The 25,807-nt window shown below is 45.7% G+C and carries 27 protein-coding genes; 6 read left to right on the top strand and 21 right to left on the bottom strand.

What is annotated here, in order from left to right; translation table 11 throughout:
* Positions 1–55: 55 nt before the first annotated feature.
* From lpxB to rpsB, 14 genes are all read right to left on the bottom strand, one after another.
* Complete coding sequence (lpxB, locus tag BM359_RS03890; protein ID WP_054488148.1) at positions 56–1,195, bottom strand: lipid-A-disaccharide synthase; 1,140 nt, start codon at positions 1,193–1,195, stop codon at positions 56–58.
* Positions 1,195–1,962: an acyl-ACP--UDP-N-acetylglucosamine O-acyltransferase gene (lpxA, locus tag BM359_RS03895; RefSeq protein ID WP_054488150.1), complete on the bottom strand. Its 768-nt coding sequence runs from the start codon at positions 1,960–1,962 to the stop codon at positions 1,195–1,197. The genes lpxB and lpxA overlap by 1 nt, the downstream gene beginning before the upstream one ends.
* On the bottom strand, positions 1,963–2,418 hold the full coding sequence (gene fabZ, locus BM359_RS03900; protein WP_054488152.1) for a 3-hydroxyacyl-ACP dehydratase FabZ: 456 nt from the start codon (positions 2,416–2,418) through the stop codon (positions 1,963–1,965).
* A 14-nt stretch (positions 2,419–2,432) separates the two neighbouring features.
* Positions 2,433–3,458, bottom strand: a complete 1,026-nt coding sequence (gene lpxD / locus BM359_RS03905; protein ID WP_054488153.1) for a UDP-3-O-(3-hydroxymyristoyl)glucosamine N-acyltransferase — start codon at positions 3,456–3,458, stop codon at positions 2,433–2,435.
* A 3-nt stretch (positions 3,459–3,461) separates the two neighbouring features.
* Positions 3,462–3,977, bottom strand: a complete 516-nt coding sequence (locus tag BM359_RS03910; protein ID WP_054488155.1) for an OmpH family outer membrane protein — start codon at positions 3,975–3,977, stop codon at positions 3,462–3,464.
* A 45-nt stretch (positions 3,978–4,022) separates the two neighbouring features.
* Positions 4,023–6,506 carry an outer membrane protein assembly factor BamA gene (bamA, locus tag BM359_RS03915; RefSeq protein WP_054488158.1) on the bottom strand — a complete coding sequence of 828 codons (2,484 nt, stop codon included), beginning with the start codon at positions 6,504–6,506 and terminating at the stop codon, positions 4,023–4,025.
* A gap of 32 nt (positions 6,507–6,538) precedes the next feature.
* Positions 6,539–7,894, bottom strand: a complete 1,356-nt coding sequence (gene rseP / locus BM359_RS03920; protein WP_054488160.1) for a sigma E protease regulator RseP — start codon at positions 7,892–7,894, stop codon at positions 6,539–6,541.
* Positions 7,891–9,084: a 1-deoxy-D-xylulose-5-phosphate reductoisomerase gene (gene ispC / locus BM359_RS03925; RefSeq protein WP_054488161.1), complete on the bottom strand. Its 1,194-nt coding sequence runs from the start codon at positions 9,082–9,084 to the stop codon at positions 7,891–7,893. Before ispC ends, rseP begins: the two co-directional genes overlap by 4 nt.
* Before the next feature lie 4 nt (positions 9,085–9,088).
* On the bottom strand, positions 9,089–9,952 hold the full coding sequence (locus BM359_RS03930; RefSeq protein ID WP_054488163.1) for a phosphatidate cytidylyltransferase: 864 nt from the start codon (positions 9,950–9,952) through the stop codon (positions 9,089–9,091).
* Positions 9,953–9,955: 3 nt separating this feature from the next.
* The gene (uppS, locus tag BM359_RS03935; protein WP_054488164.1) at positions 9,956–10,729 is read right to left on the bottom strand and encodes a polyprenyl diphosphate synthase; all 774 of its coding nucleotides are present in this window, start codon (positions 10,727–10,729) and stop codon (positions 9,956–9,958) included.
* A gap of 82 nt (positions 10,730–10,811) precedes the next feature.
* Complete coding sequence (gene frr, locus BM359_RS03940; RefSeq protein ID WP_054488165.1) at positions 10,812–11,369, bottom strand: ribosome recycling factor; 558 nt, start codon at positions 11,367–11,369, stop codon at positions 10,812–10,814.
* A 31-nt stretch (positions 11,370–11,400) separates the two neighbouring features.
* Positions 11,401–12,135, bottom strand: a complete 735-nt coding sequence (pyrH, locus tag BM359_RS03945; protein WP_054488545.1) for a UMP kinase — start codon at positions 12,133–12,135, stop codon at positions 11,401–11,403.
* 103 nt (positions 12,136–12,238) lie between these two features.
* Entirely contained in the window at positions 12,239–13,117 is an 879-nt protein-coding gene (tsf, locus tag BM359_RS03950) for a translation elongation factor Ts (RefSeq protein ID WP_054488167.1), read from the bottom strand.
* A 15-nt stretch (positions 13,118–13,132) separates the two neighbouring features.
* Positions 13,133–13,861, bottom strand: a complete 729-nt coding sequence (gene rpsB, locus BM359_RS03955; protein WP_054488169.1) for a 30S ribosomal protein S2 — start codon at positions 13,859–13,861, stop codon at positions 13,133–13,135.
* A gap of 285 nt (positions 13,862–14,146) precedes the next feature.
* Between rpsB and map the strand changes: the two genes are divergently transcribed.
* From map to dapD, 3 genes are read left to right on the top strand one after another with little or no spacing between them, the layout of a single operon-like run.
* Positions 14,147–14,935: a type I methionyl aminopeptidase gene (map, locus tag BM359_RS03960; protein WP_054488170.1), complete on the top strand. Its 789-nt coding sequence runs from the start codon at positions 14,147–14,149 to the stop codon at positions 14,933–14,935.
* Positions 14,936–14,953: 18 nt separating this feature from the next.
* Entirely contained in the window at positions 14,954–17,593 is a 2,640-nt protein-coding gene (gene glnD, locus BM359_RS03965; RefSeq protein ID WP_054488171.1) for a [protein-PII] uridylyltransferase, read from the top strand.
* A 9-nt stretch (positions 17,594–17,602) separates the two neighbouring features.
* Positions 17,603–18,427: a 2,3,4,5-tetrahydropyridine-2,6-dicarboxylate N-succinyltransferase gene (gene dapD, locus BM359_RS03970; RefSeq protein ID WP_054488173.1), complete on the top strand. Its 825-nt coding sequence runs from the start codon at positions 17,603–17,605 to the stop codon at positions 18,425–18,427.
* A gap of 3 nt (positions 18,428–18,430) precedes the next feature.
* Here the strand turns inward: dapD and truC are convergent, their stop codons facing one another.
* Positions 18,431–19,141 (bottom strand): tRNA pseudouridine(65) synthase TruC, encoded by a 711-nt coding sequence (gene truC, locus BM359_RS03975; RefSeq protein WP_054488176.1) that lies wholly within the window; start codon positions 19,139–19,141, stop codon positions 18,431–18,433.
* 2 nt (positions 19,142–19,143) lie between these two features.
* Entirely contained in the window at positions 19,144–19,488 is a 345-nt protein-coding gene (locus BM359_RS03980) for a YqcC family protein (RefSeq protein WP_054488177.1), read from the bottom strand.
* Positions 19,489–19,581: 93 nt separating this feature from the next.
* On the opposite strand from BM359_RS03980, the gene BM359_RS03985 reads away from it, so the two are divergent.
* Both BM359_RS03985 and BM359_RS03990 read left to right on the top strand, forming a co-directional pair.
* Entirely contained in the window at positions 19,582–20,613 is a 1,032-nt protein-coding gene (locus BM359_RS03985) for a DUF3549 family protein (RefSeq protein WP_054488178.1), read from the top strand.
* Positions 20,613–20,924: a DUF3301 domain-containing protein gene (locus BM359_RS03990; protein WP_054488180.1), complete on the top strand. Its 312-nt coding sequence runs from the start codon at positions 20,613–20,615 to the stop codon at positions 20,922–20,924. Before BM359_RS03985 ends, BM359_RS03990 begins: the two co-directional genes overlap by 1 nt.
* Here BM359_RS03990 and BM359_RS03995 read toward each other — a convergent pair.
* The 4 genes from BM359_RS03995 to syd form a co-directional block, all read right to left on the bottom strand.
* On the bottom strand, positions 20,895–21,209 hold the full coding sequence (locus BM359_RS03995; protein ID WP_054488181.1) for an Mpo1-like protein: 315 nt from the start codon (positions 21,207–21,209) through the stop codon (positions 20,895–20,897). The two genes, BM359_RS03990 and BM359_RS03995, sit on opposite strands and share 30 nt — an antisense overlap.
* A gap of 5 nt (positions 21,210–21,214) precedes the next feature.
* Entirely contained in the window at positions 21,215–21,895 is a 681-nt protein-coding gene (locus BM359_RS04000; RefSeq protein WP_054488182.1) for a GNAT family N-acetyltransferase, read from the bottom strand.
* Between the two features lie 33 nt (positions 21,896–21,928).
* Positions 21,929–22,309, bottom strand: coding sequence for a DUF3192 domain-containing protein (locus BM359_RS04005; protein WP_054488183.1), 381 nt, complete (start codon positions 22,307–22,309; stop codon positions 21,929–21,931).
* A 141-nt stretch (positions 22,310–22,450) separates the two neighbouring features.
* Complete coding sequence (syd, locus tag BM359_RS04010) at positions 22,451–22,999, bottom strand: SecY-interacting protein (RefSeq protein WP_054488184.1); 549 nt, start codon at positions 22,997–22,999, stop codon at positions 22,451–22,453.
* 59 nt (positions 23,000–23,058) lie between these two features.
* Between syd and queF the strand changes: the two genes are divergently transcribed.
* Positions 23,059–23,883: an NADPH-dependent 7-cyano-7-deazaguanine reductase QueF gene (queF, locus tag BM359_RS04015; protein WP_054488185.1), complete on the top strand. Its 825-nt coding sequence runs from the start codon at positions 23,059–23,061 to the stop codon at positions 23,881–23,883.
* Positions 23,884–23,887: 4 nt separating this feature from the next.
* Here queF and BM359_RS04020 read toward each other — a convergent pair whose 3' ends face one another.
* Positions 23,888–25,666 (bottom strand): M61 family metallopeptidase, encoded by a 1,779-nt coding sequence (locus tag BM359_RS04020; protein WP_054488187.1) that lies wholly within the window; start codon positions 25,664–25,666, stop codon positions 23,888–23,890.
* Between the last annotated feature and the right edge of the window lie 141 nt (positions 25,667–25,807).

Here is a 25,807-nt window from a genome sequence, read left to right on the forward strand (position 1 = left end):
TATTTTTTGGAATTATTAGCGCATTGTATTCAGGTTTTATTTCTAAAAAATAGAACTATAGAAAGGAGTCTACAACATTAGCCGCTTTTTCACTGGCTGAGACTTTCAACTGCTGATGGATAGTTTTGAACTGTTCAAGCAAAGCGGTGTTGTCCTGCTCGATTAACTCAACTAAGGCCTGCTCGATACCTTCTTCAGACGCCTCTGACTGAGCAAGTTCCGGCACAATTTCTTTGCCCGCTAAAAGGTTCGGCAATGAAAAGAACGGCGCATGGAATAAACGTTTAATAATTTGATAAGACAACCAGTGGAACCTATAAGCTACCACCATAGGGCGTTTAATAAGTAATGCTTCAAGCGCCACAGTTCCCGATGTCAGTAGCAGGTAATTTGATGCCGCCATAACCTTACGGCTTTCGCCCACAGGAAGTGCAATGGTCAATTCCGGACTGTATTGCTTAATGAGTTCCTGAAACTGCTCAGCACGAGCATGGCTTATCATCGGTGCCACGAAACGAAGGTTTGGATACTTCTCTGCTATTTTCTTGGCAACTCGCAAAAATACAGGCGCCATACGGGCGATTTCACCTTTTCTGCTACCAGGCAGAATAGCCAAATACTCGCTTTCAGGTTCGAGTTTTAACTCCTTTCTCGCTGGACCCTGCTGCCATTGCATTGGGATGTCATCGGCCAGAGGGTGGCCAACAAAAGTCGCCGGGAGACCGTGCTTATCGTAAAAGTCCTTTTCAAAAGGCAGCAAGCACAGTACATGATCTACTGCCTTCTTAATGCCTTTAATACGCCCTTCTCGCCACGCCCACACCGATGGACTTACATAATGAATCGTTGCTATACCAGCATTTTTAAGGCGAGTTTCAACCGTCAGGTTAAAGTCCGGAGCGTCAATACCTATCATTACATCGGGTTGTTCTTCGATAAGATATTGCACCAGTTTTTTCCGGTGTCGTAGTAGCTTAGGAAGTTGCTGTACCACTTCGGCTATCCCCATAACGGCTAAGTCATCCATAGGAAAGTAAGAGTCCATGCCCTGCTCAGCCATTAATGGTCCGCCGACGCCAATAAAGTATGCACCGGGGTGACGTTTTGAAATGGCCTGCATTAGTCCGGCCCCTAACAGATCACCCGAGTGCTCACCGGCAACAATGGCAATTTTCGGCGGCTTTTTGTTACTCATTACGGACGAATAATGCCTCGTGAACTGTTTTCTACAAAAGCCGTGAAGCCGTCAAGTGCCGGTTCATTTAGTGCAGTAATACCTTCCAGCGCTTCTTCTACTGTCAGGCTGGAGCGATACAATATTTTGTATGCCCGGCGTACATTCTGAATTTGCTCAGGAGTATATCCCCGACGCTTTAATCCTTCCGCATTGATTGTTCTGGGCTTAGCATTATGGCCCTGCGCCATAACAAATGGAGGAATATCCTGCACCACTATTGAATTCACCGCAGCAAACGAATGTGAACCAATATGGCAAAACTGGTGCACTCCCGTCATACCTCCCAGGATAACCCAGTCTCCGACATGAACATGCCCGGCTAATGTCACCTGGTTAGCAAAAATATTGTCGTTACCTATTACACAATCATGTGCCACATGCACATATGCCATAAATAAGTTGTTGTCGCCGATCTTGGTGAGCGAGTCATCCTGCACGGTGCCACGATGAATGGTTACGGATTCACGAAATACATTATTATCGCCAATCACTAACTCAGTTGGCTCACCATCGTACTTTTTATCCTGACAATCCTCGCCAACGGAAGCAAACTGATAAATAGTGTTGTTTTTCCCAATGGTCGTAGGGCCTTTTAAAACAACGTGCGAGCGAATGTCGCAGTTATCGCCAATAACAACATTTGGACCAATGACTGTCCATGGGCCAACGCTGACATTGGCTCCAATCTCTGCGCTCGGGTCAATAATTGCGGTTTCGTGAATCACTTAAACTTCTCTTCTTGCACAGATAATTTCAGCAGTACAGGCGACATCGCCATCAACTTCGGCGCGCCCGGTGAACTTCCAGATACCACGGCGTTCTTTTTCAAAGGTGACATAAAAGTCTACTGTATCGCCCGGGATAACCTGACGCTTGAAACGCGCGTTATCAATACCAGCGAATAGGTATAAGTCGTTTGCGCTCTTTTTACTCTCTGTAATTTTAAAACCGAGTAAGCCACAGGCCTGAGCTATTGCTTCCAGCAACAAGACTCCCGGGAAAATTGGTTTGCCCGGGAAATGGCCATTAAACATCGGTTCATTAAAGCTGACATTCTTTATCGCGTGCAAAGAGTCCTTCGAGTTTGTCTCGATAACTCTGTCTATTAATAAAAACGGATAACGATGGGGAAGTAAATCTAATACCCCTTGAATATCAAATCCTGATTCCGTAATTTTCAAAGCTTTCACCTTACTCAGTTGTTATTGTCAGCTTGTTTTTCCAGTTCTTTAACACGCTTAAAGAGATCATCCAATTGGCGGAACCTGGCACCATTACGCCGCCATTCACGGTGTCCGCTGGCAGGTATACCTGACGCATAAACGCCCGGCTCAGTGATCTCTTTTATTACCATAGCAAATCCCATGATTTGCACATCATCACATACGCTAATATGACCATTAATGGCTGAGGCACCACCAATCATACAGCGTTTACCGATATGACAACTACCGGCTAAAACCGTACAACCGGCAATAGCAGTGTCTTCATCTATAAATACGTTATGAGCAATCTGGCACTGATTATCAATGATACAACCCGATGAAATAACGGTGTCATCGAGTGCGCCACGATCAACCGTAGTACTAGCACCAATTTCAACGTTATCTTTAATAACAACACGGCCCAGTTGAGGAATTTTCAACCATTTACCATTTTCAGGTGCCCAACCAAAGCCATCAGCTCCAATAACCGCACCTGCATGAAATAGACAGTTATCACCAATAACACAACGGTGATAAACTTTTACTCCCGACCAGAGCGTACAACCAGAACCAAGCTGTGTTTCAGCTCCAATATAGCAGTGAGCTCCAATACTGGTGTTATCCCCAATGATAACCCCGTCTTCGATAACGGCGTATTCACCAATACTAACGTTAACGCCAATACTGGCAGATTCAGCAATTTTCGCGGAATCAGCCACGCCCTTCGCAGGCTTAGGCGTGGTATCCAATAACTGTGCAATTTTGGCAAATGCAGCATAAGGGTTGGATACCCGAATTGCGTTATTAACGGCATCACTGTCGTCTTTTTCGGAGACAATAACCGCCCCGGCAGACGTAGTTTCTAGCTGACTTTTGTAACGACTATTTGCCAAAAAAGCTATAGCGTCACCAGTAGCAGACTGCAAGGTCGCCACGCGCAAAATGGGGAGCTGCGCATTTCCTCGCACCTCCCCACCCACATGGTCAGCCAACTGCTGCAATGTGTACTCAGTCATAGATTAGTTACCTGAGGTCATTTTCTCGACAACCGCACCAGACAAGTCGTTATCTGCTTTCATGTAAGTTACAGCGTTACTTTCAAGAACCATATCGTAGTCTTTGTCTTCAGCTACTGCAGTAATTGCATCCTGTACCTTGCCAAGCAACTTGTTACGCTCTTCGTTTTGACGACGACGGGTGTCTTCCTGAAGCGCTTTGCTTTTTAGCTGAGCCTGAGAGATAGTCTCTTCCAGGTCACGCTCTAGCTGAGTTTTTTCAGACGCAGACATAATTGACGCATCACGTTCTTGCTTTTGACGCAATTCCTGAACTTTTTGTTCAAGACGACGCATCTCTTCAAAGCGATCCTGAAACTCGCTCTGTAACTGCTCTGAAATTTGCTCACGCTGTGGTAGCTGCTGGAATACTTCCATCATATCGACCACACCAATTTTCTGCTGTGCTTGCGCGGCACCTGCAAAAAGTGCTGTTGAAACAGCAACAGCTGCAGCTGTAGATTTAATTAACTTTTTCAAGGTAAAACTCCTTCAAATTTTATCACTATTATTTAATTATTATTATCAGAATGTGGTTCCGATATTAAACGAGAACACTTGAGTTTCATCACCCTCAACTTCTTTCAGAGCCCGCCCCAGTGAGAAGGTCAGCGGACCCATTGGTGATATCCATTGAACGGACACACCCGCTGAAGCTCTGAAGTCGCCTGGCGAACTGTAATCCGTTAACGGCTGACTTCCCTGAGCCAGTTCCAGGCCTTTATACCTATCGTAGTCGAATTCTGTATCCCAGACCATACCGAAGTCAACAAAGACGCTTGTTCTTACGCTATTACGCATGCCTTCATCGACAAAAGGTGTTGGTACAATAAGCTCAAGCCCACCGACAACCTTTGCATTACCGCCAACGGCAAAACGACTCACCTGAACTTGTTGTGAATCTGATCCAGATGGCAAACCATTTGGCGCTCCGGTTACATCTGGTGGTGCCGGTAACTGGCTTGCAGAACTGTAAATGGCTCGAGGTCCAACAGTGTTAGCTTCGAAACCCCGTAAGTCGCCCTGCCCACCAACTCGGAAAGACTCCCAGAATGGCAATAAGTAATCATTGCCTCTGTCATCTGTACCATAACCATTACCATAACCTAAGTTAAGGCGTGTCAGGAATGTCCATTGCTGGTCACGCGTTAGTGGGTAGTAATGTTTATATTCATAGTTCGTCCGGAAATACTGCACGTCACTAAACGGCGCAGAGATCTCAATGCCAGCACGTTGAGAAGAACCACTGGTTGGAAAGCGACCTCTATTTAAGGTTACACGGGACCAGCCCATATTAAACTCATAAATATCGAAAGCGACACCGTCATCAGGGTTCTCCCGGTTTAAGTATGCGGAATAAAATTTCCGTATTTGCTCATAACCGTCAACGTTCGTTACTTCCTGGTTTTTATAACCAATACCAAAGTTAAAGCTGTTAATTTCATCAACCGGGAAGCCTACACCGCTGGAAACACCAAAGGTTTTTTGATTATAACGAATTAAGTTTTCCGCCTGACCGGCATCAAACTCACTCATATACACTTGTCCTGAAAGGCTAACGCCATTCATTGTGAAGTACGGGTCAGTATAAGAAACGTTAACGTTTTTATTAAAGCGGCTGGTGCTGACATTAAATCCAACTCTGTTACCAGTGCCCAGGAAGTTATTTTGCTGAACACCCGCATTAAGTTGCAAACCTGAGTAGTCACCATAACCAACGCCGGCGTTAAAGGAGCCCGATGGTTGCTCTTTCACCTTATAGGTCACGTCAACCTGATCATCGCTGCCTTCGACTCGCTCGGTCGATGTTTCAACTGTCTCAAAGAAACCAAGACGTTCAAGACGAACCTTACCTTGTTCAATTTTATTGTCAGATAACCAGGCACCTTCCAGTTGGCGCATTTCACGACGAAGCACCCGGTCTTTTGTCGCACCGTTACCTTCAAAATTAATGTGACGTACATAGACACGCTTACCCGGTTCTACCGAGAAAGTAATTTTAACCGTCTTGTCATCGTCATTATGTTCTGGAATAGCTCGCACTTCCGGGTAAGCATAACCGTAACGACCATAAAAGCGGCTAATCATATCCTCAATATAAGTCACCTGTGCGGCGTTATAGAGGGTGCCTTCTTCGATAGTTGCAATTCGACTGACTAACTCGTCGTGGCCTTTTAAATCGCCAATAACATCGGTTTCGCTTACGTTGTATTTATCGCCCTCATTCACATTAATGGTGATATAAATACCTTCACGATCGGGTGTCATAGATACCTGAACGGATTCAACCTGAAAACGCAAATACCCACGGTCCCGATAAAAAGACTCTAAAGTCTCTAAGTCACCACTTAACTGCTGTTTCTGGTAGCGCTTTTCGCCAATAACGTTCCACCACGGAAGGTCATCGCGAAGTTCGAAAGCATCAAGAAGTTGCTCATCGGCAAACGCCTTATTACCCACAATATTAATTTGTGCAATTTCAGCAGCGTCGCCTTCGTCGAAGTTCATACGCAACTCAACTCGGTTGCGCGGCAAATCAACAACTTGTATATCCACCGATGCATTGTATTTACCAACACTATGATAGAAATCTTCCAGACCTTTCTCTATGCCTGAAATAGTGGTTCTGTCTAAAGGTTCACCGGTAACAATATTATTATCAAGCAAGCTCTCTTCAAGCTGCTCGTCTTTGATATCGCTGTTACCTTCAAAGGTAATTTCAGCAATGGTTGGTCGCTCACTAACGGTGAAGATTAACGTATCGTTATCTCTCCGCGCATCAATATAGTTAAAGTGAGTCGAAGAGTAGAGCGAGCGAATGGCACTACGAATCTGTAACTCACTCACCTCATCACCCACCCTAACCGGAATATAAGTTAACGCAGCACCTAAAGCGACACGTTGTAATCCTTTAACTTCAATATCCTGAACAACAAACTCGTCTTGTGCGTAGGCTGGTGCTACTGCACCTGCAATCATGGCACTCACTAACAGCTTTTTAAACGTCATTATCACTAGCTACTTTTTTGTTAATTCGTGACTCAGAATGCGAAACGGGCGATGTCATTTGATATTGCTAACGCCATCAACGCGAATACCAGCACCCCACCAATCCTATAGCAAACGTCTTGCACTCTTTCGGATACCGGCTTACCACGAACCCATTCAATGCTGTAAAACACTAAATGACCGCCGTCTAACACCGGTAAAGGTAATAAATTTATTATCCCTAAATTGACACTTAGTAATGCCAAAAAACTTAAAAAATAGACGAACCCGTTACTGGCGCTAACGCCGGCACCTTCAGCAATACTTAAAGGCCCTGCCAGGTTCTTTACAGAAACATCTCCGGTCAGCAGTTTACCTATCATTTTCACGCTAACAACCATCAACTCCCAAGTTTTTTCTGCGCCTTTCGCTAAGCCCCCGAAAAAACCGTATTGATGGTCAAAAACATAATTATCAGGTAACGGTTCAGTCACCGGAACTACGCCAAGGTAGCCTATGACACCATTTTGACTTTCCCGTTCCCCTATTTGAACAGAAACTTCCTGCTCAACGCCATTTCTTTCAACCGTAAACAACAGACTTTGCCCAGCCGACTGAGCAATAATCTCACGTATTCTTTCCCAACTATCGACTTGTTCACCGTCAATAGAAATAATTGTGTCGCCCGCTTTAAGGCCGCTCACATCAGCAGGTGAGTCTGCTTCAACCTGACTAAGCTCGGTGTAGACTTCAGGCTGATAAACCTCGATACCTAAACTTCCAAAGGTCGACTCTGTCTCAGGATCAAACCGCCAGCCAGTTAAATCCAGTTTGCGCTGTATTTCATTTCCCGCCGGAGTTCTTAACGTTATTATCGTCTCGTCATCGCCAATAGCGGACATTAAGCCCAGCTGCACTTGTTGCCAGTCATAAGCTTCTACATCGTCGACTGACAAAATTTCACTGCCTCTTTCCAGATCTGCTTTTGCAGCAATGGAGTTTTCTTTGATATCACCAATAACCGGCTTTACCGTCGGCACACCAATACCAAACATGAGCCATAGCACCGCTACCGCAAGGACAAAGTTAGCAACAGGACCCGCTGCCACTATGGCAAAACGTTTATAAACCGACTGTGCATTAAAGCTTACATCTCGCTCTTTTTCGGTGACATCATCAATGCGTTCGTCCAGCATTCGGACATAACCGCCAAGAGGAATAATACCAAGTTGATAAACCGTGCCGTCTTTTCCGGTGCGTTTCCAAATAGCGCGACCAAAACCAACAGAAAAGGTTATTACCTTAACGCCACAGCGTCGAGCAACCCAAAAATGCCCGAACTCGTGAAACGCAACCAAAATTCCCAATGTGACAACAAACGAAAAGAAATACCAAATTGCGTCTATCACTGTGCGTACTCCTGCAACCATTGTTTAGCTGCTAAACGCGCTTTTTTATCGATAGCTAATAGCGTCTCGATGCTATCAGCCTCATGAGTTGTTACCGACTGTAATACGGAATCACAGACTTTAGCGATATCGGTAAAGCCCACCTGTTCCTGCAAAAACGCATCAACGGCTATTTCATTGGCAGCATTTAAGGCTGTCGTTGCCCACTGCCCTGCCCAACACGCTTCTATTGCAAGCTGCAGACAGGGGTAACGAGCTGACTCGGGCTGTTTGAACGTTAACTGTCCAATTTGAGTAAAGTCTAAATTAGATACGCCGCTTTCTAACCGCTCAGGATACCCCAGTGAATGAGCAATTGGGGTGCGCATATCAGGCTCCCCCATTTGCGCCAGAACCGAGCCATCGGTGTACTGGACCATAGAATGGATAACACTTTGAGGGTGAATCACCACTTTCAACTGTTCACGTGAGCAATTGAATAACCAGCGGGCTTCAATATATTCCAGTCCTTTATTAAGCATAGTGGCCGAATCGACAGATATCTTTCGTCCCATAGACCAGTTGGGATGGTTACATGCCGCCCCTGGAGTTTGTTTCGATAGCTCTTCAAGTGGTATATCCCGAAACGGGCCACCGGAGCCAGTTAATAACAGATGCTGAATACCATGCTCTGCTAAAGACATAGTGCCAACCAACTGCTGGGCTGCCTGGGGTAAGCACTGGAAAATAGCATTGTGTTCGCTGTCTACTGGTATTATTCGAGCGCCAGAACGTTGTGCGTGGTCAATAAACAATTGACCGCTCATTACCAGGGCTTCTTTGTTGGCCAACAAGACATCTTTACCCGCATCAATAGCAGCTAATGTCGGGGCAAGTCCTGCAGCGCCAACTATCGCTGCCATAACAATATTGACGTCGCCTGCGGCACTAACTTCTGCTAAAGCTTTTTCGCCGTAGGTTACCTGTGTTGATACCTGAGTGCCTAAAAGTTCTTTGAGCTCTGACGCACTGCTTTGAGAGCCCATAACGGCGTATTGTGGATGGTGCTTCAAACACAGCTCAGCCATAACCTGAACCTGGCTGTGAGCGGTTAGCGCAAAAACCTCAAAGTCTTCCGGGTGTCGTGCAACAACATCCAGAGTGTTTTGACCAATGGAGCCTGTTGCTCCCAAAACCGTAATTCGACGCATAGGTTTAATGCAAAAACTCCAGATAAGCTAAGGTGAAAATAGGCACTGCAGCTGTAAGACTGTCAATACGGTCAAGAATTCCCCCATGCCCCGGTAAAATTGATCCGCTGTCTTTTACTCCGGCACTGCGTTTAAACATACTTTCGTTTAAATCTCCGAATACCGACGCCACTACAGTAAACAACCCGGTTAGGTAATAACCGGTGAATTGATCAGCGGGCACTTTAGTCCAGTGCGCCACAACCATCATCACCACAAAAGCCAGAGTTACCCCGCCACATAAACCTTCCATCGTTTTGCCCGGACTTACGGCTGGCATCATTTTGTTGCGCCCATAACGAACGCCGGCAAAATACGCACCGACATCGGCAGCCCAGACTAAAAGAAGAATAAACAGAACAACCCAGCCACCAAAGAAGCGTGACTCATCAATATCGATAGAGCGGACCGTGACTAATGCAGCCCATGTAGGAATAAAAATCAGCAACCCAAAAACACCAACAATGGCACGGGTTCGCGACCACATACGGCGACTTGAGGGGTAATTAACTATCATTGCCAAAGCTACGACCCACCAGACGCCGCCGGCAAGGATAGTGTAATAAATCAGTTTAGAAAGCTCGCCATCGCGCCACAAGTGTTCATACGGTGCCAGCCATGAAAGCACTCCGATTATCGCTCCGACAAACAGAGTATAAGCAATACGCGCTGATGTACGACGCACGCCCATTAGAGGAGACCATTCCCAGGCACCCAGCATTAAAACCGCCTGAATAAACAGAGAAAAGCCCCAAAGCGGCAGCATAAAAACCCCGTATAATGCCACTGGAACCAGCAGTAATGCTGTAATAATACGTTGTTTTAGCAAGTGTTATTCCTCTATCCGAGTTTCTATGCCTTGCATAAGCACGGTCAATTGTTCGCTGGTTAAACCGAAGCGACGTTCACGTTGAGCTAAATCCGTTATAGCTTTAGCAAAAATGGCATCGTCAAAGTCTGGCCACAATGTTGAAGTAAAATACAACTCTGCATAAGCCAACTGCCATAATAGAAAATTACTAATACGACGCTCACCCCCCGTTCGGATGAGTAAATCCGGTAATGGCTGATCGGCCATCATAAGTTCACCAGATATTGCCTCTTCGGTAATTTCTGAAGGCTCGATCTCGCCGGTTTTCACTTTATCAGCCAACTTACGACTGGCTTGAGTGATATCCCATTGACCACCATAGTTTGCAGCGATATTTAAATTTAGCCCACTATTATTCTGAGTCTTTTCTTCGGCTTCTTGTATTCGCTTTTGTAAACGCTTTGAGAAAGCGCCTTTATCGCCAATAATGCGCAAGCGAATATCATTATCGTCTAACTTTTTTACTTCGCTTTTCAATACTGACATAAACAACTCCATCAGTACCGATACTTCAGTAGCGGGACGCTTCCAATTTTCACTACTAAAAGCAAATAAAGTCAGAGACTCTATACCGTTACGGCGAGCAAAAGCGACCGCTCTGCGCACAGCTTCTGCTCCGGCCTTATGCCCAAAAGTTCGTATTTTACCGCGTTGTTTCGCCCAACGACCATTGCCGTCCATGATAATGGCGACGTGTCGGGGAACTAACTGCTCTATTGACGGTAATTCTTTCATTCAATCTGCCGTAAACATTAAAAAACGCCGTGCGAGTATACCTGACACGGCGTCATAGACCAACGTAGGTAAGGTTTGATGGTTAAATTTCCATCAAGTCCTCTTCTTTTGCCTTCAACGATTCATCAATTTGCTTGACGTATTTATCCGTCAGTTTTTGAATCTCATCTTCAGCACTACGTTCTTCATCTTCAGTAATTTCTTTTTCTTTCAAAAGGTCTTTAATATCGCTGTTCGCGTCACGACGAATATTGCGTACCGCCACTCGCCCCTGCTCTGCTTCCGCGCGCACAATTTTAACCAGGTCGCGACGACGCTCTTCAGTCAATGGTGGCAAAGGAATGCGAATAACAGCTCCGGCTGATGCCGGATTTAACCCCAAGTCCGAGTTAATAATTGCCTTTTCAACCGCAGCTGAAGCCGACTTGTCAAATACGGTCAACGCTAAAGTTCTGGAGTCCTCGGTGGTGATATTAGCCAACTGTTTCAGCGGAGTGTCAGTACCGTAATAGTTCACCATAACACTATCTAAAATGCTGGGGTGAGCTCGTCCGGTGCGTACTTTCGACATTTGACTACGCAATGACTCAACACTTTTTTCCATGCGATCTTTAGCGTCTTCTATAATTTCTTTTATCACTGTCTTATACCCTTCTATTCAATAGCGGCGATTACTCTGCGTCTTTACTAATTAGTGTACCTTCTTCTTCACCCATAATCACGGCTCGTAAAGCACCCGGCTTATTCATATTAAACACCCGGATAGGCAAAGCGTGGTCTCGCGCCAGAGTGAATGCCGCTAAATCCATTACTTTTAACTGTTTTTCCAGTATATCATCGTAATTAATATGCTTATACAAGGTTGCATCCGGATTACTCACGGGATCATCCGAATAAACCCCATCAACTTTCGTTCCTTTAAGAACAACTTCAGCTTCAATTTCAATTCCGCGTAAACACGCCGCTGAGTCTGTCGTAAAGAAAGGGTTGCCAGTTCCGGCAGAGAAAATCACCACCCGACCTGACTTTAATAAACTAATAGCTTCTGCCCAGTTATAGCTGTCACAAACACCCGTTAATTCAATAGCTGACATTAAGCGCGCGTTAACAAAAGCACGATGCAGAGCGTCACGCATTGCCAGACCATTCATCACTGTTGCCAACATACCCATATGGTCACCCACAACACGATTCATACCAGCTTTGGCTAAACCTTCTCCACGGAATAAGTTACCACCACCAATGACTAAGCCTACCTGAACCCCAAGTTCAACTAATTCCTTAATTTCCTGTGCCATACGATCAAGCACTTTAGCATCAATGCCAAATGGTTCGTCCCCCATAAGGGCTTCACCACTGAGTTTTAACAATATGCGTCGATAACTGGGTTTCGGATGGGTGCTCATCATTGCCTCTACTCTTTCCTTTAGTTTAAAAAAAACCGCGTCCTGAACGCTCAAGACGCGGTTTATAATTTTCTATTTCATGGGGCTGGTCGAGACCACGCTGTTAGCCTTTGCTCGCTGCCGCCACTTGTGCCTGAACTTCAGAAGCAAAATCTTCTTCTTTACGTTCAATACCTTCACCCACTTCAAAGCGAACGAAAGTAACAACATCGGCACCAGCTTTCTTCAGTAACTCACCAACAGTCATTGATGGATCTTTCACGAAAGGCTGACCAGTCAGGCTGATTTCACCGGTAAACTTACGCATACGGCCTTCAACCATCTTTTCAGCGATTTCTTTCGGCTTACCGCTTTGCATTGCGATATCAACCTGAATAGAACGCTCTTTCTCAACAACTTCAGCTTCAACGTCTTCAGGCTTAACAAACTGTGGATTACTTGCTGCAACGTGCATACATAAGTCACGAGCCAAGTCTTCATCACCACCGGTAAGAGCAACTGCAACACCGATGCGAGCACCGTGAGTGTAAGTTGCAACAACATCGCCAGCTTCAAGAGTTTGAACACGACGAACGTTCATGTTCTCACCAATTTTAGCCACTAAGTCTTCACGAGTTTTCTCAACCGTTTGACCACCGATGTCTGTCGTTTTTAACGCTTCAACGTCATTTTCTTTGTTAGCAAATGCAACGTTAATGACTTTATCGCCAAATGCCAGGAAGCTGTCGTCACGTGCTACGAAATCAGTTTCGCAGTTTAGTTCAACTAAAGTTGCCTGGTTGCCTTCAGACTTAACTAAAATAACACCTTCAGCTGCAACACGGCCTGCTTTCTTCGCTGCTTTGGCCTGACCGCTTTTACGCATCAGGTCAATTGCCGCTTCCATATCACCGTCGACTTCCTGCAATGCTTTTTTGCAGTCCATCATGCCAGCGCCTGTGCGCTCGCGCAGTTCTTTTACTAGAGCTGCTGTAATTGCCATGATTCTATTCCTCGATTATTCAGTTGCTTCGACGAAATCGTCAGAGTCTTTCGCTTCAACTTGCGCTGTACGTGCTTCTTTTACCGCTTCTGCAGCAGTGTTCAAATACAATTGAATTGCACGGATCGCGTCATCGTTACCCGGAACAATGTAATCAACACCGTCAGGGTCAGAGTTTGTATCCACAACAGAAACAACTGGAATGCCCAGGTTATTAGCTTCTTTAATAGAGATGTGCTCGTGATCAGCATCGATAACAAACAGAACGTCAGGTAAGCCGCCCATGTTTTTGATACCGCCTAAGCCTTTTTCCAGCTTTTCCATTTCACGAGTGTTAACCAAAGCTTCTTTCTTGGTTAGTTTGTCGAATGTTCCGTCCTGGCTCATTGTTTCAAGGTCTTTTAGACGCTTGATTGATTGACGAACTGTTTTCCAGTTAGTCAACATGCCGCCTAACCAACGGTGGTTTACATAGTACTGACCACAGTTAATAGCTGCTTCTTTAACCGCTTCTGCTGCTGCGCGCTTAGTACCAACAAACAGGATTTTACCTTTGTTTGAAGCAACGTGCTGCATGTAGCTCAACGCATCGTTGAACATAGGCACAGTTTTTTCGAGGTTAATGATATGAATTTTGTTACGAGCACCAAAAATGTAAGGTTTCATTTTTGGATTCCAGAAACGAGTTTGGTGACCGAAATGGACACCTGCTTTCAGCATGTCACGCATTGACACGTTAGCCATAATATTTTTCCTTTTAGGGGGTTAAGCCTCCATACATCCCATAAGCCGACTTGTTCTTAGACAAGCACCCCGCCTTATGTGTCGATGTATGTGTGGATTATCATTTACATACAAGTTTACTTTGTTGGCATAAGGCCAAAAAAGCGTGCGTTTTATACCATAACGAGCACACTTACACAACAAAAAACGTTACTTAACTTATGTTTTAACCCGCCTCAAAGATAGCGAATTCTATCAGTCGCTGTTAAACTGTCGGCTTTTCCAGCAGTCACGGACAGGAAGAGAATGACCATCTCAATTAAGACACCCGAAGAAATCGAAAAAATGCGCGCTGCAGGCAAGCTTGCCGCTAGTGTTCTTGAAATGATTGGTGAATACGTAAAACCCGGTGTAACCACAGAAGAGCTGGACGATATCTGCCACAAGTATATTACTGACCATGGCGCTTACCCTGCTCCGTTAAATTACCATGGGTTCCCTAAGTCCATTTGCACCTCTGTTAACCATTGTGTCTGCCACGGTATTCCTGGTCCCAAAAAGCTTAAAGATGGCGATATTATGAACATTGATGTCACCGTAAAGCTTGATGGTTACCACGGCGACACCTCAAAAATGTTTGTGGTAGGTAAGCCTACTATTATGGCAGAACGTTTGATTAAAGTGACCCAGGAGTCCCTTTACAAAGCGATAGAAATGGTCAAGCCAGGGATCAAGCTCGGCGACTTTGCGGAAGTTATTCAAAAGCACGCGGAAAGCCACGGCTACTCAATTGTCCGCGAATACTGCGGACACGGTATTGGCTCCGTGTTTCATGAGGATCCACAAATTCTTCATTATGGCCAGGCAGGTACCGGCGAAGAGTTAAAAGCCGGAATGTGCTTTACTATCGAGCCTATGGTTAACGTTGGCAAGCGCCACACGAAATTGATGAAAGACGGCTGGACCGTACTTACCAAAGATCGCAGTCTGAGTGCACAGTGGGAGCACACTCTATTAGTCACGGATAACGGTGTAGAGGTTCTCACATTACGTAATGACGAACCTGACTTAGCGCGAGTTATCGAGCACAACTAACTGACTTCAGGGGGTATTATGGCTGATGTTGAACAGGATAAAGACTTCCATGGCCGTTGGCCTGACAGAACTCATACCCCTTGCATTAAAGACTATAAAGCACTTCTGGAGAGCTACCGTAACTGGTCTGCGGCGCGTTTTGTTACGGCCGACATTGATGAGCTTGTTCATCACCGTTCGACATTTTTTGATCAGCTCATTTGCCAATTGTGGCAACAGTTTAAACTTAACAATGAACCCGCCACTATATTAGCTGTTGGCGGTTATGGCCGTGAAACACTGCATCCGGGTTCAGATATCGATTTACTCATTTTAATTGCCCCCCGGAGCGAAGACGCTGAAACCAGGTTGTCTGAAAAGCTCAGTCAGCTTATTACCTTTTTATGGGATCTTCATTTAGATATCGGCCATTCGGTACGCACCATCGACGAATGTTTTAGTCAATCAGAAAACGATATTACTATTGCTACAAACCTTATTGAGAGCCGTTATCTTGATGGCTCTGAGGATCTTTATAACGAATTTCATCAACAGTTACTGAATGACTTTCCATGGTCGAGCCGAGACTTTTATCAGGCCAAACTTGATGAGCAAAAACAACGACATCAGCAATATCACAGTACGTCCTATAATCTCGAGCCTAATATCAAATCAAGTCCCGGTGGACTGCGTGACATCCAGACCGTTGGCTGGATTGCTAAACGTCACTTCCGCACCCATTCGGACGAAAACCTGGTTGAATACGGTTATATGACGGCCGATGAGTTCGTCGAGCTACGTGACTGCATGAACTGGTTATGGCGCATCCGCTTTGCCCTCCATCTTGAAGCTGGTAAACGCGAAGACCGCCTGTTATTTGACTTTCAGCCCGGCGTAGCGGTTCGCCTGGGGTATGGCAATGACGGTAAAGCATCCGTCGAAACCATGATGAAAGATTACTTTAAAGTGGTTCTTCGTGTCAGCGAGCTCAACCAGATGTTACTGCAATTCTTTCATCAGGCCATACTGGGTACACAGGACTTACAACACGCAGAGCATATTAGCGATGACTTTGCGGTCTCAAATGAGTTGCTCACTGCACGACATGACAACGTATTCGACGACCACTGCAATATTGTCCGGGCTTTTGTCTGCATTGCCGAACACCCACAGATAAAAGGCATCCATTCAAATACCATTCGTTTACTCAGAAACGCGCGCGCTCAGTTAACCGAGCCTCTTAGCCATGACCCTGAATGCAGAAACCTGTTTAACCAGCTCATTCAGCATCCCCGTGGCTGTGGCCTGGCGTTTGCACTTATGCATCACCACAGCGTATTGGCCAGTTATTTATCTCAGTGGCAACAAATTGTGGGGCAAATGCAGTTTGATCTGTTCCACGCTTACACTGTTGATGAGCACACTTTTCGTCTGGTGAGAAACCTATACCGCTTCAGCGACGAAGACTACCAGGACCAGTTTCCCTTATGCGAAAAGCTGGTAGCACAGATGGATCGTCGCTATTGCCTTTATTTGGCGGGTATTTTTCATGATATAGCCAAAGGCCGCGGAGGTGATCACTCTGAATTAGGCGAAATGGACGCGCGCAACTTCTGTCATCAGCATGGTTATGACGAAGAAGACGCTGAGCTGGTTGCCTGGCTGGTAAGACACCACTTAACCATGTCAGTTACCGCACAGAAACGTGACATTCATGATCCTGAGGTTATACAAGACTTTGCTAATCAGGTTTCAACGCTCGAGCGGCTGGACTACCTTTATTGTCTTACGGTGGCGGATATTCGCGCAACCAATCAGTCGCTCTGGAATAACTGGAAGGCAACCCTGCTGGAAGAGCTATACAACGCAACATCTTATTTGCTGCAACAAGACAGTAATAAACCAACTCTGGATATTCGCCAGAAAATAAACGAAAACAAAGCCAATGCAATGGCTTTGCTGTTAAGTGCCGGGTTTGAAAAGTCAGAAATTCTCGCTTTGTGGGGCCGTTTTACTGCCGATTATTTCTTCCGGCATACGCCAGAGCAGATCAGCTGGCATTCACAGCATATACTAAACTTGCCGACCGACCAGCTACCACTGATTCTAATTGGTGATGAAAACAACTATGGTACAACCGAGCTGTTTATTTATCATCATGAAGAAAGCCACTTGTTTGCGTCTGTTGCCGGTGTTCTGGATAGCCAGCAGTTAAATATTCTGGATGCACAAATCCTTGCCACTCGTGACGGTTTTGTCATGGATACTTTCGTTGTACTGCAACGGGACGGCAAGCCATTGACAGAACCTCAGCGCATTGAAGAAGTCAAACAACAATTGCTGGACGTTCTGCATAAACGCATACCTGTCCCCAGTACAAAACGCCCCTTGTCACGGCGCATGAAAAACTTTTCAGTCGCCACAGAAGTGACATTTATACCAAGTAAGCATCACGGTCGCACAACCTTTGAGCTAGTAACTCTGGACAGACCCGGCCTTATTGCTAAACTTGCGGCTATTTTACAGCAACAGAATGTCACCTTACTTGCCGCAAAAATTACCACCATAGGCGAGCAGGCAGAAGATTTATTCATTGTCACCACGGAGCAACAAACCGCTTTGGACGACAAGCAGAAACAAACGTTAAAAAAACAAATTATCAAAGACCTGGAGTTTTAAATTCTTATCATGGAAAACATAAAACAACGCATCATCGATGCATTTGAACAACGTGATCAGCTCAACGCCCATACTGAAAATGACGACTTGCGTGAAGCAGTTCGCTACGTCATTGACGAGATTGACCGCGGCGAGTTGCGAGTCGCTGAAAAAATTTCGGGCGAGTGGGTTGTTCATCAATGGCTGAAAAAAGCCGTTCTGCTGTCGTTTCGTTTAAACGACAACGACCTGATTGAAGGCGGCGAAACCCGCTTCTGGGACAAAGTGCCGGCGAAATTTGCTGACTATGACAGTGCCCGTTTCCGTGCCGAAGGCATGCGCGTTGTACCACCGGCTATGGTGCGTAAAGGTGCTTTTATTGGCCGCAATGTCGTCGTTATGCCGTCATACGTAAATATTGGTGCATACGTTGGTGAAGGCACTATGGTTGATACTTGGGCTACTGTCGGCTCCTGCGCACAAATCGGTAAAAATGTGCACCTATCCGGCGGTGTTGGAATCGGTGGTGTTCTGGAGCCGCTGCAGGCAAACCCGACGATTATTGAAGATAACTGCTTCATTGGTGCGCGCTCAGAAATTGTTGAAGGCGTTATTGTTGAAGAAGGCGCGGTGATTTCCATGGGCGTTTACATTGGCCAGAGCACGCGCATTTATGACCGCGAAAATGACCGCATTCTATATGGTCGCGTACCTTCAGGTTCCGTTGTTGTACCAGGTTCATTGCCTTCTGCAAACGGTACACACAGCCTATACGCTGCCATTATTGTAAAACGGGTAGATGCTAAAACTCGTGCCAAAGTGGGTATCAATGCCCTGCTACGCAGCGCGGAATAACTTTTACTTAAGAAATGGCTGGTGAAACTCATCCGGCAGTGGTATTTCCAAATTGATGGACTCGCCACTGACTGGGTGTTTAAAGCTAAGTCCAGTCGCTGCCAGCAGTAAACGGTGGCAATTAAAGTGCTCGCGAAAAAAGTTATTATGCCGGCCATCCCCATGGTTGGTGTCACCAACAATGGGATGTCGAATGTGGGCCATGTGGCGGCGTAACTGATGCTTGCGTCCCGTTTCTGGTTGTAACTGAACCAATGAATAACGCGTGGTATCGTGTTTTTTGCTGACCTTATAAGGCAATTCAACCTGCTTTAAGCATTTATAATGCGTCACCGCCGGCTGTTTTTCTTTATCGGTATCCGCGTCAGCGTCCGCTAATTTATCCAGTTCTTCTTTTAGCGCGTAATCAATAGTACCGCTTTCAGCTACATAACCTCTGACGACCGCATGATAGGTTTTTCTTACCTCACGAGCGGTTAACTGTTCAGTCAAAGTTCGTGCGATATCACTACTAAGAGCAAAGATGAGTAACCCTGACGTTGGCCTGTCCAGCCGATGCACAGGGTAGACATGACGCCCCAATTGGTTTCGCAGCATTTGCATAGCAAATTCACGGGCACCGCTTGCTATGCGGCTTCGGTGAACCAGTAAGCCACTGGGTTTATTAATAACAGCTAAATGTTCGTCTTGGTAAACAAGTTCTAACTGCTTCACCGTTAGACGTCTTCCTGCAGAGGATCAGTGCCACTTAGCAGCACATCAAACTCACGGATTAGAGCGATAAGTTGTTCGTATTGTTCAAGCTCGTTACGGTAGGTATGAGCAGCCATTGGACTAACCGCGACGCCCTCAGGCAAAGGTCGTTGACTGTCGACCAGAGACCACATCCGCGGCAACATAATAAATTGCAGCCACTGATGAAACTCCAGCGTATCAACAGCAAAAGGCTGCTGACTTTCCAAAGCCTGCACGGGAGGCTGGTGAGACTGCCATAAGCCAAGACTGTTCAGTTCGCGCTCTATTCTATCAAGTAATCGAGCGGCTTTCTGATACTGCTCCATATCAGACTCCGTTACCACATCATTGTATAAACCGATATAATGGCGCCATAGTGATTTAATACGCCTTAAAATTCAAGCAAAAAGGGAGCGCCTGTGTCAGCACCGACCATCACCACCTTGGGTGAGTTTTTGCAAGCCGGCCAAGCAGAGTACAAAATTTTTGATATTGGCAGATGCCTTACTGAACTGTCTCAGGATGACTTTGCTGCTATTGAGCACCAGCAACGTCCTTACCCCTACCCGATAGCCAGACAGGCTCAACTGGCGATATTGTTTCAGCATAAGCAGCATGATCAGCAGCCTTTCATCTGGTTTTTGCAGTTCCCTTTGGATGAGCGCGGGCTTTTAAATTTAGCGGCACGTAATCAATACCTTGAATATGTGGTTAACGCATTGGGCCACGAAATTACCGGTGAGATGACCGAGGAGCAACAAAAGCAACTGCAGCAGAATCCTTATTTACTCACACCGAATGAGCATCAGCGGGCTGCGTTGCATGCACGGGTTCAGCGTCAGCTAAAGCTGTCACCCTCAATTCACTTTGAGACCGCGGAAGCTTACTTAAAACAACCGGAAGCTGACATTGACTGGCAGCAAATTGGCTTACAAGGCCTGCACGACTGTGCAGCCCGATTAGAGCAACTGCCGGAACTGAGCGAAGCCATAGCAACACATTTTTCAACTTACCCTAAAGCGGTAAGGCAGCCGCTCGCTGTTGCCCTTGAACAGCAAAGCATCACGCCACGACTACGAGATTCATTGCTTGAGCATGTTAAGAGCAATGGTGCACTGCTTTGTACAGACAGCCTGAGAGCGTTAGCTTCCGTTGCCACTCACCCGCGCGTACAAAAGTCCGTCAACGAGACCATTCCTGATGCAAACGCTGACCAACTGGTTGTTGTCGCCGCCCGATTATGGCCCGTACTTAACGATGAGCACAGCTTGTTAAGCTATTTAGATGCAATCGCTTCACTGGATAACGCCCTGTTTGATGCGTTATTTCAGGATATTATTGCCTTACCGGATATACGTCCCCTGCTTCTGTCTATATTGGCACAGCAGAAACAGTCGGAAGCCGTTGGCGAAGCTTTAAACCGATTAAAACAGCAAACCCGGAGCGCTTGATGAACTTACTTGATGTTATTGTTTTTCTCGGGTTGGCAACCGCAATATGGGTTTTCTGGCAACATCGCCAGCAGTCGGAAAGCGCGCAAAAACACGCTGTTTTTTATTGTAAACAGCAAGGTTTGCAGTTTCTGGATATTCGTCGTGAGGATACCCGATGGTCTTTTAAAGGAAGCCAGCCGGGCTGGCGAAGTACATTTAAAATGGGGTTTAGCAGCGACGGAGAAACTCGTTATGAAGGAGAACTGACTCTTCATAACCAGCGCTTAGTTGGTGTTGAGTTACCGCCGTTTCGAATTCCCGGTCAATAATTTAACCCAGGCATCTTTATACATAACCCAGTCACCCAGTAAGCTATATAAAGGATACTGAAAAGTGGCTGGCTTATTCTTCTCAAACACAAAGTGACCCAGCCAGGCAAATCCATAACCAATAACCGGCAAAGCCAGCAACCACCAATAGTTAGCGCTAACCAAAGCGTAAACTAACACAGCCAACACCAGGGTGCTGCCAATATAATGTAGGATCCGACAACGCTTGTCAGAGTGCTCTTGCAAGTAGTAAGGGTAAAACTCTTTAAAACTGGAATAACTCATTAGCTTTAATCTTCTTGCCTAGGGTAAAAGAGTACTTCACCGGGTAGCTTTTCAACTTCTATCTGGGCCTGCAAACGGTAACCGCGCTTCTTGAAAAATGCCTGATAATCAGAGCGGGTGACGTAGACTGCAATGCCCTGCGATTCAGGATCTTCTTCAAATACCGTTTTAGCAGCCTCAACCAATAAATGCCCTACCCCTTGAGATTGATACTGCGGCGCTACGGCAATAAAAGCTAACATATGGTAGGGAACATCGGGCATCGCTTGCTGAATAAGACGTTCTTTTTCAAGCACCTGTCGGGTACTTAAAAAACCTGCAGTCAGCAGCATACTAATGCGCCAATGCCAAAAACGGCCAGGACCAAAGCTCTTACCAGGACGGGTGAGACAGGCGACACCTAATAGTGTGCCGCCGTCACGGATACCAATAATGGGTTGTCCACTTTCCCAAAACGCATTCAGATCTTCACGAATTGCGGCTCGTAGACGCTTTTCGTAATCCGGCTTATCGGCCCGAAAAATCTTTTGCAACAATTCATCGTCATAGTAAGTCTGAAACAAAAGCGAAGCCGCTAATTTAAGATCTTCGGCAACAAGATAGACAAGCTCTCCCTTAATATGCTCGCTGCTGTTCTCACTTGCCTTATCGATTTCACTTTCTGTTTTTTCGGTTAAGCCTTGCATAACAACCACTGGTTAGTTTTTTATAACACCAAGTTAACCATTTTTCGGGATCCTGTCGAGAGCCATTTCTCCGGTACCTGCCAGGGTACCGTCAATGAACACAATAGCCGTGCACTCATCACGGGTCGTCATACCATCAGCATGTTTTCTGTGTGTGCGATAATACAGAACCTGATATCGATGTTGTTCAGATTCCCAGGAGTCATTAAAATCGGGAGTTCCTAATCGGTTCAAGGCTTCGCTAACCGAAAGTGAGGGTGGTAATGCCGCAATCGAAGAGCGGTTTCTTTGCTCTGACTGCTGCCCTTCATATTTTTCGTTACTACCATCGTAACTCGACTCTTTTACAACAACACAACCGGATAAAGTTAACGCGCTTAGCAACGCAACAGCCAATAAAGATCTTTTCAGCATGCTTCATGTTCTCCTGATTATTTTATTAATAAGTTTGCTTCAATATATTTTCAGCAGCTCATTTAAAGCAAGCTTCAGGCCAAAACGTAACCCTATGTTTTTATTGCGCTTTATATTTTTCAGGTTTTGCTAATTTGCTAATTAATCGTTATTTTCACTAATTTTAGGCTCGCATTCATTGAGCCACTCAGACAAAGAGTCGGCAAGGACTTCATGCTGTTCCTTCCCCACCCATTCAAGTCCAACAGCACCGCTGTGGTTATCTATCGACAACAATAAGTCATCGTTATCTGCTCCTAACCCAATAAAGACCGTTTCTGGTTGTTTTAACCGACGTTTCATTAAAATATGTCCGGTTATATTTGCCAACAACCGCTCACCATCTTCTTCACTTTGGATCTGTAATAAATGTATCGGATGTCCCTGATAAGAAAGCGCCAGGTCGCCCGCATACCAGCGCCCAAATAGCGCTTTAATACTGTCATGGAAGGTTATTTCTAAGGCTTTTTCCAGCTCATCAAAAGCCAGAGGCTTAGTTTGTAAAAACGGCGTCCATTCAACCGTATCGTCATCAATAACCTCGCCATATATTGGACTGCTCCACTCTTCTACATACTCCGTATAACGGACAGGAACCTGATTTTGATAACGCTCCATTAAGGCATCGATAGTTTCTTCTAACGTCTTCATCTGGCACTTACACCTAAGAAAATTTACAATAAGGGCATTGTACTTACGGAGCGACTTAAATGCCAAAAAAGCACGCACTCGACCACTTATCGCTGGGGCAAAGCACAGACTACCCGAGTGAATATGACCCGAAGCAGCTACAACCTGTCCCCCGCTCACTGAATCGTGAGCCCATAGGTCTTGTTGGTAAGCTGCCTTTTTCCGGTGTCGATTTATGGACTGGCTACGAAGTATCCTGGCTGAACTCAAATGGATTGCCACAAGTCGCTGTCGGCTACTTTGAAGTGCCTGCGGAAAGTCCGAATCTCATTGAATCAAAGTCCTTTAAACTTTATTTAAACAGTTTCAATGACACTCGTTTTGGTTCCTGGCAAGAGGTTCAGGTACTTATAGAAAAAGACTTATCTGCATGTGCCGGAGCCAGGGTCAGTGTTACCTTAAAGCCCTTGTCTGAGCTAGAAGGTGAATCCATTGCAACCTTCCCCGGTCTTTGTATTGATAAGCAGGACATTACAATCTCGCAATATGACTATCAGCCGTCATTATTAATAACGGAGCATAATGAGACAGAAGAGAAGCTACACAGTCACCTGTTGAAGTCTAACTGTCTTATCACGAACCAACCAGACTGGGGATCCGTCTATATTCATTATCAGGGGCCCAAGTTGGATCATGCGTCATTATTGGCGTATTTGGTCTCATTCAGGCGCCACAATGAATTCCACGAACAATGCGTTGAACGTATTTATCAGGACTTAAAAGCGCTGGGGATGAAAAAACTGACGGTTTATGCCCGCTATACTCGCCGCGGAGGCCTCGACATAAACCCATTTCGTTCGGACTTCGAACCAGCGCTGCAGATGCAGCGCATGGCCCGACAATAAAGCCTTAGGCGTTAGGATGCGGAATTTGTAACCATTGAAGAAACCGGGCCTGTTGCTCAGCCGTTGGCTCATCCACAGGCTCAATTTTCGCATCTGTGGCGGGTTTGGCTTTCACGCTCAAGGTTTTTTCATGCAACTGGTCACGACGGAAGAACGTAACGGTTATAGACTCTCCTGCCTCATACTCTTTAAAAGCATCGCTGAAACGACCATCAACCACTTTGTGTCCGTCAAAGGCGACAATCACGTCACCGGGGGTAAAGCCAGCTTCCCACGCGGGGCTTCCTTTACTAACACGAGTCAGTTCCATACCGCCGCTTGTGTCATTAGCATTCCAGCCTGCCCACACTTCTGGCTCATCATCTTTCTCATAAACCAGTTCCAAACCAACTCGCTCCAACATGGTTTCAAACGGAATATCGGCAGGCGTTTCAACATTATTCTGCCACCAGTTCTGCCAGGAGCGGCCTGTCAGCTCTTTTAATATGGTTAATACATCCGCGGCAGTGAATCCTTCATGGTCAGCATCAAAGCGCTGATAGAGTTCATTATGAATATCGCGGTAACTAACTTCACCTTCAGTTGTTTCCAGAAGTTCACTGTCCAGCATCCAGGAAACCAGCGCCCCCTCTGAATAAATATTAACAGAGTCGTTATGAGCCCTGTCACCGTATTGGTCTATCCATGCTTCAAATGACGCCTCAGCTACCGACATGACGTCACGTCCGGGTTTCGCTTTGTGCCGATCAATACTTGTGGCCACACGCTCAAAGTATTCTGACGGTTCCATAATGCCTGCGTGTAACAACAGATGATTCTGGAAATAACTGGTGGAGCCTTCTGCTATCCAAAATAAATCTGTGTAGTTTTCTTTTTGATAGTCATAAGGAACTAAACCACTGGGGCGGTATGCTTTTACGTTCCAGGTGTGAACAAACTCATGCGATGCTGTCGACATAAAAGATAGGTAGTCATCGCGGCTGGCAAAGCTATAACGTGGTCGCTGAATAACCGTGGAGTTCTTGTGTTCCGTTGCGCCACCGGCACCAGTTGTTGCGTGGATCATGAACACATAACGCTCGAACGGATAATCACTCCATATAGAGTCACCAGTTCCCACCAGCTTTTTTAAATCTGAAACCGTCTTTTCAGCATCGTAATTTCCTTCACCCCAGAACACCACTTCGTAGTTCCGTTCATCCTGAGTAAATGCATAGTGTGTGTTAATACCGGTCTCTATTGGGGAATCAACAAATACATCCCAATTCTGAGCAGTAAACTGATGATCTCCCTGGCGCTCCATTCCCGAGTAGCTTTTCCAGTCCTCAGGAACGTCAAGAGAAACTGAAATTGGTTCATTGCGCCACGCGTCGGCATACATAAATACGGCAGATGCATCCAAATAAGCGTGAGTGTCGTCTATATGGCGACTACGACGCCCCAACTGATTCGCATAGATTTCGTAATCAACGGTAACCTCACCGCTTTGCTCTGGCAGGTATATGCGCCAGGTACTTTTATCAACTTTTTCCCAACGCAGTTCTTCACCATTGCTGCGCACTTCGAAGTCGCGCACGCCATTCGCCAAGTTTAAAATTCGGTAGTAACCTGTTCTCCAGGCTGGCATTTTTATATCCAGGAACTTTTCTTCGCTGGCCGGAAAAGTAATTGAAACCTCACCCTTATGGTGTTCTGGTTGCGCCAGGTCAATTTTATAATCGGTATTTGCCAATACTACTGAAGGGGCTAACATAACACCAACAGCCAATAAGCTCTTACGCACAGTCAGTCTCCGTTAATTTCGAGTTTTTTGTTAGTCTGTTTTTGCAAAGACTACCACAATTCACCAATAGTAAATAAATTCAGATAGGTTAGACTTTATAATAATAATTTTCGTATCATAGCTATTGCATTCAGTATTGGG

Origin of the sequence: Idiomarina abyssalis (assembly GCF_900116625.1) — a bacterium.
In the GTDB taxonomy this organism is placed as follows: Bacteria; Pseudomonadota; Gammaproteobacteria; order Enterobacterales; family Alteromonadaceae; genus Idiomarina; species Idiomarina abyssalis.

Coding starts and splice junctions, on each gene's coding strand:
- lpxB (WP_054488148.1), bottom strand. CDS start 1,195: ATGAGTAACAAAAAGCCGCCGAAAATTGCCATTGTTGCCGGTGAGCAC.
- lpxD (WP_054488153.1), bottom strand. CDS start 3,458: ATGACTGAGTACACATTGCAGCAGTTGGCTGACCATGTGGGTGGGGAG.
- bamA (WP_054488158.1), bottom strand. CDS start 6,506: ATGACGTTTAAAAAGCTGTTAGTGAGTGCCATGATTGCAGGTGCAGTA.
- ispC (WP_054488161.1), bottom strand. CDS start 9,084: ATGCGTCGAATTACGGTTTTGGGAGCAACAGGCTCCATTGGTCAAAAC.
- uppS (WP_054488164.1), bottom strand. CDS start 10,729: ATGAAAGAATTACCGTCAATAGAGCAGTTAGTTCCCCGACACGTCGCC.
- pyrH (WP_054488545.1), bottom strand. CDS start 12,135: ATGAGCACCCATCCGAAACCCAGTTATCGACGCATATTGTTAAAACTC.
- tsf (WP_054488167.1), bottom strand. CDS start 13,117: ATGGCAATTACAGCAGCTCTAGTAAAAGAACTGCGCGAGCGCACAGGC.
- rpsB (WP_054488169.1), bottom strand. CDS start 13,861: ATGGCTAACGTGTCAATGCGTGACATGCTGAAAGCAGGTGTCCATTTC.
- map (WP_054488170.1), top strand. CDS start 14,147: ATGACCATCTCAATTAAGACACCCGAAGAAATCGAAAAAATGCGCGCT.
- glnD (WP_054488171.1), top strand. CDS start 14,954: ATGGCTGATGTTGAACAGGATAAAGACTTCCATGGCCGTTGGCCTGAC.
- dapD (WP_054488173.1), top strand. CDS start 17,603: ATGGAAAACATAAAACAACGCATCATCGATGCATTTGAACAACGTGAT.
- BM359_RS03980 (WP_054488177.1), bottom strand. CDS start 19,488: ATGGAGCAGTATCAGAAAGCCGCTCGATTACTTGATAGAATAGAGCGC.
- BM359_RS03990 (WP_054488180.1), top strand. CDS start 20,613: ATGAACTTACTTGATGTTATTGTTTTTCTCGGGTTGGCAACCGCAATA.
- BM359_RS03995 (WP_054488181.1), bottom strand. CDS start 21,209: ATGAGTTATTCCAGTTTTAAAGAGTTTTACCCTTACTACTTGCAAGAG.
- BM359_RS04000 (WP_054488182.1), bottom strand. CDS start 21,895: ATGCAAGGCTTAACCGAAAAAACAGAAAGTGAAATCGATAAGGCAAGT.
- BM359_RS04005 (WP_054488183.1), bottom strand. CDS start 22,309: ATGCTGAAAAGATCTTTATTGGCTGTTGCGTTGCTAAGCGCGTTAACT.
- syd (WP_054488184.1), bottom strand. CDS start 22,999: ATGAAGACGTTAGAAGAAACTATCGATGCCTTAATGGAGCGTTATCAA.
- queF (WP_054488185.1), top strand. CDS start 23,059: ATGCCAAAAAAGCACGCACTCGACCACTTATCGCTGGGGCAAAGCACA.